This is a genomic window from Aminobacter sp. UC22_36 (assembly GCF_044056035.1).
GTDB lineage: Bacteria > Pseudomonadota > Alphaproteobacteria > Rhizobiales > Rhizobiaceae > Aminobacter.
The window spans coordinates 399,530-411,639 of the sequence record NZ_CP171995.1; the positions used below are offsets into that span (position 1 = coordinate 399,530).

Consider the following 12,110-nt stretch of genomic DNA (forward strand, 5'->3'; position numbering starts at 1 on the left):
GTCAGCTTCCCTGACGCCGAAGTTTGGGATCGGTGAACATCATCCCGATGTCGACGAGGAGGTTGAGGAGGATGAAGAACGATATGAAGACCAGCAGGCACGCCTGAACGACCATGAAGTCGCGAAACAGAACGCCCGACAAGAACAGGTCAGCCACGCCCTTGAGAGCGAACAGCGGCTCCACCACAACCGCGCCGACCACCATCGCTCCAGTCTGGGCGCCAAGCGCGTTGATGTAGGTCGGCGCGATGTTGGGCAGGGCATGGCGGACAAGGATCGTCCGCCGCGTCAGGCCCTTGGCCACCGCCGTCAGTGCAAAGGGCCGCGACATAGCTTCTTCGAGGCCGACACGCACAACCCGGCTGAGCACGGCGGCAGGCAACAGTCCGATCGTCATCCAGGGCAGGATCCAGCTCGAAAGTCCCTCCGAGCCGAAGGTCGGCAACAGCCGAAGCTGTACCGCCAATCCGTAGATCAGAAGCGCGCCGACGAAGAACGATGGCATCGAGGCGCCAAGCAGGGCGACGGTGCGCGTGGCGACATCGGCGAACCGTCCCGGCCAAAGCGCACCAGCAAAACCGAGTACGAAGCTGAACAGCATCGCAAAGGTCGCGCCGCCGGCCACAAGCGTTGCGGTGATCGGCAGGCGGCTGGACAAAGCCGGTCCGATGTCCTCGCCCGTCTTGTAGGAAATGCCGAGATTTCCCTGCAAGGCACCGGTGAGCCAGTGCGAGTAGCGGGTTACGATCGGTTCGTTGAGCCCCAGTTCCAGCTCGATCTTGTGGATGTCGGCAAAGGTGGCCTTGGGCGTACGAAGTTCCGCGATCAGGACCGCAATGTTACCGGGCGCCGATACCACCAAGGTGAAGCAGAGCAGCGTCGCCAGCACCAAAAGGACAAGCGAGTTGCGAAGGCGGCGCGAGACGAGTGTCAGCATCGGATCCGCCCTTACGCGCCCAAGGTGATGTTCTTGTAGGGAAGATCGTATTCCGTCGACGGCGGCGTGAAGCCCTGGACCCGCGGAGCATGTGCCCAGATGATCGGCGCGTAGAACAGCGGAGAAATCGCGACCTCGTTGTAGAGCCAGTCATAGATGGCCTGCGTCGCGCCCTCCACGTCGGCTTCCGAAGCCGATGCGGCGGCCAGGACCAGCGGGTCGAGGTTTGCCGGATCGAGGAACAGCTTGCCGTCGACGCCATTGTTGAACGTCGACAAGAACAGGCCGACCAGCGTTCCGAACGGCTCGTAGGGCGCGCCCAAAGTGTAGAACAGCGCCATGTCGTATTTTCGTGCCGGGATGTCACTGTGGCGCGAGGCATGGTCGACCGAGCGTATCGTCAGTTCGATGCCGATCTCGCCGAGCTGCGACTGCAGGATCTCACCGAGCGAACGCGAGCCTGCCATCTGTTCCTCGGAGACCACCAGCTCGAGCGACAGCTTTTTGCCGTCCTTTTCGCGGATCCCCTCACCGCTCCAGCCTGCCGCCTCGAGCTGCGCCTTGGCCGCCTCTACGTCGCGCTTGGCAACATCGAAGCGCTTGCCGGAATGCGGAACATTGGCGGGAAACAGGCTGCCCGCCGGCTCGGCCAGGCTTTGGTAAAGCACCTGCCCGATTGCCGCCCTGTCGAAGCCGATGTTGATCGCCTTGCGTACACGCACATCTTTCAGTGCTTCGTTCCGGTCGGGATTGTAGGCCAGCACGATCGTTGTCGTTCCGGTCTCGACGGTGACCGGGATGCCGGCACTTTCCAGCGCCTTGGCCTCGGTGGCCTTGATGGGAGCCAGGTAGTCGCCGCCGGCCAGATCGATCTCACCTGCCCTAAGCGCTGCCATGCGGCTGCGCGAATCTGGCAGGACCTTCAGCTCGACATGCTCGAATGTCGGCAGATCGCCCCAATAGCCATCAAACCGCTTGAAGGTGCTTTCGCTATTCGACGCCGTTTCCTGGATCCATGGCCCGGTTCCGACAGGCGCCTGATAATTGCCATCCTTGTCGACCGATTTCGGGCTGAGGAAGCGCGATGGCCGGACATAGGAGAATTCGTAGAGCAAACCGAGCACCGGCTCCTTGAACTGCAGCTCGACGGTGTGCGAATCCACGATCTTGTGGCCGGAGTAGAGCCGCGATGAATTCATCCAGTTGTTGGCAGGCTTGCCGATCCAACGATCCAGATTCCACATCATGGCATCGGCATTCCAGGGCGTGCCGTCCTGGAAGGTGACATTTTGCCGAAGCTTGACGCGGAGCAGCTTGCCGTTGTCCTCGACCGCCCACTCGGTCGCGAGGGCCGGTTCGATCTGGCCATTCTTGCCGTAGCGCATGAGCGGCTCGAACATCAGGTCCTGCACGGCCCACAGGCCGATATACTTGTGCGGGTCGAGATTTCCGGCCGGCTTGGCGATCGCAACGATCAGATCGCCATGCGCCTTGGCCTCCTGGGCGTAGGCTGCAATGCTCGACGAGAGACCGCCGAATATGGCCGGCGCAACCGCCAGGCCCTTGAGAAAAGTGCGTCTTGATGCGGTCATCCAAGTTCCCCTTGTGACATTTGTGGTGGTGTCGCTGCCCGGCTTGCGATGGCGCGCAAGGAGGAGACACTCTTTTGTCTAGACAATAAAAACGTAACCCGTTTCTTTTGTCTATGCAATAAGATTCTTAAGCCCGCAGACGCCAGCTATGCCGGCGCGCGGCTGCCCCGGCGCAGGTGTTTTTCGGCATGGGATAAGGATGTCGGTGCTACGCGGCATAGACCCGCGCTTGGCGGAAACGGCGCATTTGGCTGTCGCACCATCGCCACGGCTCAAGGCCGGGGCAATGGCCGGGTCGGGTTCAGCGCCTGCGAATGCTTGGCTTCACCGACAGCGGCACCCCAGTTTGACGCTGTCGGTGCTGGATCTGAACCTATCCAGTCGGTCATTGGCCGATTGACGGCGACAGCCGCTCACAGCGATGCGGGCATTCTGCGCGCCGCGTCAAAAATACCCCATCTGCCGTATTTTTCCGAGCCGGCTACACACAACCCCTGCCGCTTGGCGAGGCCGTCGCGGAGTGCGGCGGCCTGCGCCGTTGTCCCGCCGCGAGGCGCGGTGACGGCTGCTACCGGGCACCTTGCCACGCACATCCTCAGCCGCAGATTGGCCGGCTTCCGAACGGCATAGACCTGACGAACAGCGAATGAGTATCGGTGCCTGAAGCCGCTCGCTCAAACACCCGGGGTGTTGGACGGGTCAGAGCGGATTTGCCCTCACCATCTGAGCTTTTCCACGATCGGCGGAATCTGAACCGTTTTCACCTCAGTTGCGCCGGAATCGATGATCTCGAAGACTGCATCAAGCATTGTCGGAACATCCTGGCGAACCATTTCGATGTGATCGCCAAGCATTGCCACGAAGGGATCCCAGTCGAAGCAACCGAGCAGCGGCATGCGGTCGGCGTATTGGCCTGACTCACGAAGCCAGCGCATGACCCCTTCGAGCGAAATCGTCGAGTTCACGAACATGCAACGTGGCAAGGTACCGACGATTTCGGCCAGGCGTTTCATGGCTTGCTCGGACTTCTCTGGCGCGTAACCGCAGGTCAGGATGAGCCTTTCATCGACCTCGATACCTGCTTCGGCATGGGCCGTGCGGAAGCCTCGCACGCGCTCGGACGTGTTGTGATCGGTTCCGCGCCCTCCGACAAACAGCAGCGGGGTCTTTTCGCCGAATTTCCTTTCGCTGTTGCCAAGCACCCGCCGCGTCAGCTCGAGCGCGCCGCCGTAATTGTCCGAGATCACCGAAGGCGCCCGTGAACCCGGCAGGTCGAGGTTCACGGTACGGACACCAGCAGCCGAGCACAGATCGACGATCCTGTCTGGATCAGTCGCACCGGTGGCGATCAGGCAGTCGACCTGATAGGACAACATCGCACGTGCCGCCTCGATTTCCAGCGCCGGATCGCGGCGGGTACAGGTGACGATCGGAAACAATCCCCGGTCGCGCGCCATCGCCTCGAACCGCTCGACGATCGAGCCGAAGTAGCGGTTGTCGTATTTCGGCACGATCATGCCGATAATCTTCGAGCGCTCTCGGCGCAGCACGCTTGCCTGCATGTTCAGCGCGTAGCCCTGCTCCTCGGCAAGCGTCGTGATCTTCTGTGCAAGCTGACTGCTGATGCGCCGCTTCTTCCAGTTCCCGTTCAAAACAGCACTCACAGCACTAGCCGACGTGCCGGCCAGCTCCGCGAGATCGTAGATCGTCGTTCTTTTTGTCTGGGTGCTGCGCTTCACGAATAAGTCTCCACTTCCGAGCCACCTTGACATCAACGGCGATAAGGGGCAATTCTGCTTCATCGATTGAGCAATCTTGCACAATCGATGAAGTTGCCAGCAAAGCTAAGCTGACTCGGGGAGGAGTCGGATCAGAAACCAGGACAAGCGACGCGACAGCGCAAGCTGCAGCGCTCGATTTCGTGCGCCACCACGGCAAATGGCGCAGCGCGGCCTGAACTCTGACAACCCGTCCGGAAGCCTCGGCTCGCGGGCCCAAATCATTGGTGGAGGAAACTTATGAAGACGCTTACTTACTTGCTTGCCACGACCGGCCTGGCCGTGACGCTCGGCAGCGCTGCGATGGCGCAGGAAGCTGCCACCGTTGCGTTTCTGATGCCGGACCAGGCCTCGACCCGCTACGAACAACATGACTACCCCGGCTTCAAGGCCGAGATGGCAAAGCTTTGTCCGGGCTGCACGGTCATCTACCAGAACGCCAATGCTGATGTTGCGCTGCAACAGCAGCAATTCAATTCGGTGATCGCCCAGGGCGCCAAGGTCGTCGTCCTTGATCCGGTCGATTCCGCGGCGGCCGCGGCATTGGTCGAGATCGCCCACTCCCAGGACGTCAAGGTCATCGCTTATGACCGCCCGATCCCCAGCAAGCCGGCGGACTACTACGTCTCCTTCGACAATGAAGGTATTGGCCGCGCCATCGCGCAGTCGCTTGTCGACCACCTGAAGGCATCCGGCGTTCCGGATGGCGCTGGCGTGCTCCAGATCAACGGTTCGCCGACAGACGCTGCCGCCGGCCTCATTCGCGACGGCATCGATTCCGCCCTCGACGCGTCGCCCTACAAGACACTTGCCGAATTCGACACGCCGGACTGGGCGCCGCCGAAGGCTCAGGAATGGGCTGCCGGCCAGATCACCCGCTTCGGCGACCAGATCAAGGGCATCGTTGCCGCCAACGATGGCACGGGCGGCGGTGCGATCGCGGCGTTGAAGGCAGCCGGCGTCAAGCCGGTCCCGCCGGTCACCGGCAACGACGCGACGATCGCTGCCCTGCAGCTGATCATTTCGGGCGACCAGTACAACACGATCTCGAAGCCTTCTGAAATCGTGGCGGCCGCCGCCGCCAATGTCGCCGTGAAACTACTCAAGGGCGAAACGCCGGAAGCGCCCAACAAGCTCTACGATACGCCCTCGCAGCTCTTCGTCCCGGCCGTCGTCACGGCCGAAAATATCAAGGCGGAGATTTTCGACAAGGGCATCAACAAGCCCGAAGAAGTCTGCACCGGCGAGTATGTTGAAGGTTGCCGCAAACTCGGCATCATCAACTGACGCTGCAAACTCGTGCCCGGCCGCGCTTGTCGTGGCCGGGTGCCTTTCGGTCGAGAGGTCAAGGCCATGACAGCTGACATCAAGAACATGCCCGCCAAGGGCGAACCCGTGCTGCGACTGCGCGGCATCTCCAAGAATTTTGGCGCCGTATCCGCGCTCACAGACATCGACCTCGACATCAACGCCGGCGAAGTCGTGGCTCTGGTGGGCGACAACGGCGCGGGCAAGTCGACGCTCGTCAAGATCCTCGCCGGCGTGCACCAGCCGACGTCAGGCACCATAGAATTCTGCGGACAAGGGGTTTCGCTCGACAGTCCCGGCACGGCACTTGGCCTCGGCATTGCGACAGTGTTCCAGGACCTGGCCTTGTGCGAAAACCTTGATGTCGTGGCCAATTTGTTTCTCGGCCACGAGATGTCGCCCTGGGCGCTTGACGAGGTCACCATGGAAGTGCGCGCCTGGAGGCTCCTGCGCGAACTCGCCGCGCGCATTCCCTCCGTTCGCGAGCCCATCGCGTCCCTGTCGGGTGGCCAGCGCCAGACGGTGGCTATCGCGCGCTCGCTTCTGCTCAATCCCAAGGTCATCATGCTCGACGAGCCGACGGCAGCGCTTGGCGTCGCACAGACGGCCGAAGTGCTCAACCTGATCGAACGCGTCCGCGAGCGCGGCCTCGGTGTCATCATCATCAGCCACAACATGGAAGATGTGCGCGCCGTAGCGGACCGCATCGTCGTGCTGCGGCTTGGACGGAACAACGGGGTGTTCTTGCCGGACGCTTCCAGCCAGGAACTCGTCGCCGCAATTACCGGCGCAACGGAAAATTCCGTCTCCAGACGTCTCGACCGCAAGGCCGGCCTGGTCAACGAAGCAAGCGAGGGGGCCGCATGAGCCAGAACATTTCAGACAAGCTCGCCCAAAGCGGGCAGAAACTCGACCGCAGCGATGAACGCGTGCGCCGCGACGAGGGTATCTCCGGCATGCTGCGCGGCTTCGCCGACCGCGTGCGTTCTGGCGACCTCGGCATGCTACCGGTCGCGGTCGGCCTGATTGTTATTTCGGTCGTCTTTTCGGCTCTCAACCCGATTTTCCTTGCGCCCAACAATTTGGTGAACCTGCTGTTTGATTGCGCCACCGTCGGCGTCATTTCGCTTGGCATCATCTGCGTGCTGGTGCTCGGCGAAATCGACCTCTCGGTCGGCTCGATGAGCGGCCTGGCCTCCGCAATGGTGGGCGTGCTGTGGGTCAATATGGGCTGGCCCGTCGCCGGAGCGATCATCGCAGCCCTTGTCGTGGGTGCTTGCGTCGGCATGCTCTACGCCACCCTCTACAACCGCCTCGGGATGCCAAGCTTCATCGCGACGCTCGCCGGACTTTTGGCGCTGCTCGGCCTGCAGCTCTACATCCTCGGCCCGACCGGCTCGATCAACCTTCCCTATGCCTCGTCGCTCGTTCGCTTCGGCCAGATCCTGATCATGCCGGACTGGCTTTCGCACGGGCTGGCGCTGCTGCCGGGGCTGGTGATGATCGCCAAGGGCATACGCACGATGCGCCAGCGCCAGGCCGCCAACCTGTCGGCCCAGCCGCTCGGCACGCTGATCCTGAAGGCCGTCGTGCTGACCGTCGCGCTCGAACTGGCGGTCTTCTACCTCAACCTCGGCCGCGGCGTGCCGTGGATGTTCGCGCTCTTCGTTGGTCTCGCCGTCATCCTCAACTACGCGCTGACGCGCACCCAGTGGGGTCGCTCGATGTTTGCCGTCGGCGGCAACAAGGAAGCGGCCCGTCGCTCGGGCATCAATGTGCGCCGGATCTACATGAGCGCCTTCGTGCTCTGCTCCACGCTGGCAGCGTTGGGCGGCGTGCTTTCGGCTGCACGGCTTGCCTCGTCAAGCCAGCAGGCCGGCACGGGCGACGTCAACCTCAACGCGATCGCGGCAGCCGTCATCGGCGGCACCAGCCTCTTCGGTGGACGTGGCAGCGCCTATTCGGCCCTGCTCGGGATCATCGTCATCCAGGCGATTTCGAATGGCCTGACACTTTTGAACCTCAGCTCGTCGCTTCGCTACATGATCACCGGCGGCGTCCTGGCAATCGCGGTCATCGTCGACTCTCTGGCACGGCGCTCTCGCGTCAGCCACGGCCGCGCCTGAACCACATATCGGAACGGAGTATTCAAAAATGGCAGATCTCATGAAGGGCAAAGTCGCCGCCATCACTGGCGCTGCCTCCGGCATCGGGCTTGCATGCGCACAAACGCTTCTGGCCGAAGGCGCCAGGGTCGTTCTCGTCGACCGCGCACAGGACAGGCTGGAGCAGCTCTGCAAGCAATTGGGCCCGAACGCCCTGCCGCTTGTCGTCGACCTGCTCAAGCCGGCCGAAGTGTCCGGCATGCTGCCGCGGATCCTCGAGCTTGCCGGCAGACTGGATATCTTCCACGCCAATGCCGGCGCCTATATTGGCGGCCCGGTTGCCGAGGGCGACCCGGATGCCTGGGACCGGATGCTCAACCTCAACATCAACGCCGCCTTCCGCTCCGTCCATGCGGTGCTGCCCTACATGATCGAGCAGAAATCCGGCGACATCCTGTTCACCAGTTCGATCGCCGGTGTCGTTCCGGTCGTCTGGGAGCCGATCTACACCGCCTCGAAATTCGCCGTTCAGGCCTTCGTCCACAGCACCCGGCGCCAGGTGGCCCAGCATGGGGTTCGTGTCGGCGCGGTGCTACCCGGCCCGGTGGTGACAGCGCTCCTCGACGACTGGCCGAAGGAAAAGATGCAAGAGGCTCTGGCCAATGGCAGCCTGATGCAGCCGAAGGAAGTGGCCGATGCTGTGCTCTTCATGCTGACGCGCCCGCGCAACGTCACGATCCGTGACCTGGTGATCCTGCCAAACAGTGTCGATCTTTGAGCATGGCCGACGGCTTTTCGTTCGCTTCGCCGACCCAGTTCTGATTGCAGGCGGTAGACCATGACCAACACTTCCTCCGCACGCCCCATCGGCGGCGAACGCTACCTTATTGGCGTCGATGTCGGGACCGGCAGCGCAAGAGCTGGCCTGTTCGACCTCACAGGCAACATGCTTGCTTCGGCCAAGCGCAATATCACCCTCCATCGCGAGGCCGGTTCGATCGTCGAACAGTCGAGCACGGAAATCTGGGCGGCCGTCTGCGCCTCGGTTCGCGAGGCGGTCTCCAGGGCCGGTATCGATCCCCATGCTGTCGCCAGCGTGGGATTCGACGCGACCTGCTCGCTCGTTGTCCTCGGCAAGGATGGCATCTCGCTGCCGGTGGGACCGTCGGAGGATCCGCAGCGCGACATCATCGTGTGGATGGACCACCGCGCCGTCGACCAGGCGGAACGGATCAATGCGCAGGGCCACGATGTCTTGCGCTATGTCGGCGGTCGCATCTCCCCGGAAATGGAGACGCCGAAGCTGCTCTGGTTGCGGGAAAACCGCCCCGATGTCTTCGACGCGGCGTGGCAATTCTTCGATCTTGCCGACTTCCTCACCTGGCGCGCAACGGGGGACCTTGCGCGCTCGACCTGCACGGTTACGTGCAAGTGGACCTACCTGGCGCATGAGAAGCGCTGGGACCCGAGCTACTTCCGCCAGATCGGCCTCGGCATGCTTGCGGACGAAGACTTCTCCCGCATTGGCCAGAACGTCGTCGACCCGGGCTCGTCAGTCGGAAACGGTCTGAGCGAGCGTGCGGCCAACGAGCTTGGCTTGCCTTTGGGCACACCTGTGGGCGCAGGCATGATCGATGCGCATGCAGGCGGCATTGGAACAGTGGGCGTGGACGGCCCCCTGGAGTGCAATCTCGGATACGTCTTCGGCACCTCGTCCTGCACGATGACCTCGACTGTGGAACCGGTGTTCGTACCCGGTGTCTGGGGACCCTATTATTCGGCGATGGTCTCAGGCATGTGGCTGAACGAAGGTGGCCAGTCTGCTGCCGGAGCTGCGATCGAACAACTCCTGTCTTTCCATCCTGCCGCCGGCGAAGCACAGGAACTGGCAAAGACCCGGGGCCTCTCGCTTCCCGCTCTGCTTGCCGAGCTTGCTGCGCACAAGGTTGGAAATCTCTCCCAGGCGGTAGAACTGGCCGGTGGCCTTCATGTTGTCCCGGAATTCCTCGGCAACCGTGCGCCCTTTGCCGATCCGCATGCCCGCGCTGTCGTCGCCGGGCTTGGCATGGAGGGTGACATCGACAATCTCGTCTCGCTCTACATCGCGGGACTATGTGGCATCGGTTATGGACTGCGTCAGATCATTGACGTGCAGGCGTCATCCGGCGCGCCGATCGAAAAGATCGTCATCAGCGGAGGTGCTGGTCAACTCGACCTTGTCCGCCAACTCCTTGCCGACACGACTGGAAAGCCGGTTCTGGCAACGCGCTCAGAAGAGCCGGTACTTTTGGGAGCCGCCATTCTCGGGAGCGTGGCTGCCGGGGTCTTCGCTGACATCCGTGCTGCGATGGCCAGTCTTTCGCGTACTGACAGCACCTATGCCCCTTCCGATGGGAAGATGGCGGAGCAGCATGGCCAAAGATACGCCGCCTTCCAGAAACTGCAGGCAATTGCGCGGGAGATCCGTTAGCGCCTGGTCGCTGCCACGAGTTTGTCAGTCCCCGAACTGGCGGCAATCATCCACAGATGCCCGTCAGGATCGGCAAATGTGGCTTGGTATCCCCATCGGCTCGCTAACATGGATGCGCCGGCATCGACGCCGCGTTGAACAACCGCGGCATTCTATTTTGACCGTTTTGTCGAGACATTGGCATATCCCGCCACTTCCTCGTGATGGAGCTCAGTGGGGCGCTTGAGCACGAACTGGTTGTCGGCGACGATGTAGTTGTCGGCATGCAGCCGCGCGATCAGCTGATAGATCTCGGGCCGGACGTAACGGCCACGCTCGTCGAGGCATTCGTCGCGGACATACATCTGCACGACCTCGCCGATGACGATGGTGCGGCGTCCATAGTCGAGGATCTGCGACACCTTGCACTCCATGGCACAGGGCGATTCCTCAATGCGGGGTGCCGCGACCTTGACCGACGGCGTGCTGGTCAAGCCGGCAAACTCGATCTCGTCGACGTCGCTGGGGAAATTGATACCGGTAACGATCATCTCGTTGGCGATCGCCATGTCGACCATGTGGACGACGAACTCGCCTGAGCGCCTGATGTTGGCGACGGTGTCCTTGGCGGTGCCGTCGGGCCGCGTCTGCATGCCCAAAATGAGCAGCGGCTGCTCGTGCGAGAAGACGTTGAAGAAACTCATCGGCGCGGCATTGTTGCAGCCATGCTCGTCGATGGTGGTGACGAGTGCGATCGGCCGCGGCCCGACAAAGTTGGTGAGCAGCCGGTAGCGGTCGGTTTCGGGCAGCTCGGCGAAATCGAAATCCACGGTCAGCTCCGCTGGGCCAAACAGGCAGTGCGCTCACGCGCATTGGCTGGAAACAGTTTGGCCGGCGCATAGCCAGAGAGCTTGCCCAGGTAAGGTTTGGGCAGCGGATATGCCAGATCGCCAACCTTGGACGTGCGCAGTCGCATGCCCACGATTGCCTCGGCAAACTTGATTGCCGCGGCCACGCCATCGATGACAGGCACGTGCAGCCGCTCTTCGAGGTACTTCGCCAAATCCGCCATGCCAGCACAGCCAAGCACGATCGCTTCCGCGCGATCGTCGCGAAGCGCTTCCTCGCACTCACCCAGGACGATGGCGCGGGCGCTCGACCCCGGCTTTTCAAGCTCCAGCACCGGCACGTCGGTGGCCCTGACCCGACGGCAGTGATTTTGCATGCCGTAGTTGCGGACCAGCTGTTCCGATATCACGCGCGTGCGCTCAAGCGTCGTCACGATCGAGAAACTGGAGGCGACAAATGTCGCCGCATGCATGGCGGCCTCGGCAATCCCCAGCACGGGAGCACCCGTAATCTCGCGCGCGGCGAGAAGTCCCGGATCGCCGAAGCAGCCGATCACATAGGCATCGGCAGCACTACCTTCGAGTATCTCATCGATGGTGCCCAGGACACTCAAAGCTTCATCATAGTGCCCTTCGATCGATGCCGCGCCCGAGCGAGACGTGGCAAGAACAATGTCAGTACCAGGGGCTGCGACCGCACGAGCCGCTTCGCCCATAAGCTCGGTCATCGATGCAGTGGTATTGGGATTTATCAGCTTAATTCGCATTTATTTCCTCCACTAAAGTATACAAAACTGTGCACGATATGGATTCATCTCTACCTGAGAGCGTTCGCTTCCGAATTCACTTTTGGGCCCGAGTCCCGCTCTATTCGGGCACGGCAACACGCATGAATTCAACCGGGTTCAGGCCAATTATTGCCACCAGCCTGGAGGCCGCCGCCCTCCAGGCTCCATTCGGCTCACTTCAGTGACGAGATCGCGCCGCCCCTCCATCAAACCTGTGATGCGACCTTCATACCCGCGAAACTTCCTTACAAAAAATACGATATTGACGAAACATTGTATACATGTCTAGAATGATATGTCTATAC

At 61.9% G+C, this 12,110-nt stretch carries 10 protein-coding genes; 5 read left to right on the forward strand and 5 right to left on the reverse strand.

The window, feature by feature from the left end:
• Nucleotide 1 precedes the first annotated feature (1 nt).
• From ACHMW7_RS01885 to ACHMW7_RS01895, 3 genes are all read right to left on the reverse strand, one after another.
• Nucleotides 2-937 (reverse strand): ABC transporter permease, encoded by a 936-nt coding sequence (locus tag ACHMW7_RS01885; RefSeq protein ID WP_395446196.1) that lies wholly within the window; start codon nucleotides 935-937, stop codon nucleotides 2-4.
• An 11-nt stretch (nucleotides 938-948) separates the two neighbouring features.
• On the reverse strand, nucleotides 949-2,529 hold the full coding sequence (locus ACHMW7_RS01890) for an ABC transporter substrate-binding protein (RefSeq protein WP_395446197.1): 1,581 nt from the start codon (nucleotides 2,527-2,529) through the stop codon (nucleotides 949-951).
• A 716-nt stretch (nucleotides 2,530-3,245) separates the two neighbouring features.
• Nucleotides 3,246-4,268 (reverse strand): LacI family DNA-binding transcriptional regulator, encoded by a 1,023-nt coding sequence (locus ACHMW7_RS01895; protein WP_395446699.1) that lies wholly within the window; start codon nucleotides 4,266-4,268, stop codon nucleotides 3,246-3,248.
• A 279-nt stretch (nucleotides 4,269-4,547) separates the two neighbouring features.
• Between ACHMW7_RS01895 and ACHMW7_RS01900 the strand changes: the two genes are divergently transcribed.
• From ACHMW7_RS01900 to ACHMW7_RS01920, 5 genes are all read left to right on the forward strand, one after another.
• The gene (locus tag ACHMW7_RS01900) at nucleotides 4,548-5,594 is read left to right on the forward strand and encodes a sugar ABC transporter substrate-binding protein (protein ID WP_395446198.1); all 1,047 of its coding nucleotides are present in this window, start codon (nucleotides 4,548-4,550) and stop codon (nucleotides 5,592-5,594) included.
• 66 nt (nucleotides 5,595-5,660) lie between these two features.
• Nucleotides 5,661-6,482: an ATP-binding cassette domain-containing protein gene (locus ACHMW7_RS01905; protein ID WP_395446199.1), complete on the forward strand. Its 822-nt coding sequence runs from the start codon at nucleotides 5,661-5,663 to the stop codon at nucleotides 6,480-6,482.
• Nucleotides 6,479-7,741: a sugar ABC transporter permease gene (locus ACHMW7_RS01910; protein ID WP_395446200.1), complete on the forward strand. Its 1,263-nt coding sequence runs from the start codon at nucleotides 6,479-6,481 to the stop codon at nucleotides 7,739-7,741. Before ACHMW7_RS01905 ends, ACHMW7_RS01910 begins: the two co-directional genes overlap by 4 nt.
• Nucleotides 7,742-7,769: 28 nt before the next feature.
• Nucleotides 7,770-8,498 carry an SDR family oxidoreductase gene (locus ACHMW7_RS01915; protein ID WP_395446201.1) on the forward strand — a complete coding sequence of 243 codons (729 nt, stop codon included), beginning with the start codon at nucleotides 7,770-7,772 and terminating at the stop codon, nucleotides 8,496-8,498.
• Between the two features lie 60 nt (nucleotides 8,499-8,558).
• Entirely contained in the window at nucleotides 8,559-10,190 is a 1,632-nt protein-coding gene (locus ACHMW7_RS01920) for an FGGY-family carbohydrate kinase (RefSeq protein WP_395446202.1), read from the forward strand.
• A 152-nt stretch (nucleotides 10,191-10,342) separates the two neighbouring features.
• Here ACHMW7_RS01920 and ACHMW7_RS01925 read toward each other — a convergent pair whose 3' ends face one another.
• Both ACHMW7_RS01925 and ACHMW7_RS01930 read right to left on the reverse strand, forming a co-directional pair.
• Nucleotides 10,343-10,999, reverse strand: a complete 657-nt coding sequence (locus tag ACHMW7_RS01925; RefSeq protein ID WP_395446203.1) for a flavin reductase family protein — start codon at nucleotides 10,997-10,999, stop codon at nucleotides 10,343-10,345.
• A gap of 2 nt (nucleotides 11,000-11,001) precedes the next feature.
• Complete coding sequence (locus tag ACHMW7_RS01930; protein WP_395446204.1) at nucleotides 11,002-11,784, reverse strand: aspartate/glutamate racemase family protein; 783 nt, start codon at nucleotides 11,782-11,784, stop codon at nucleotides 11,002-11,004.
• Nucleotides 11,785-12,110: the final 326 nt, after the last annotated feature.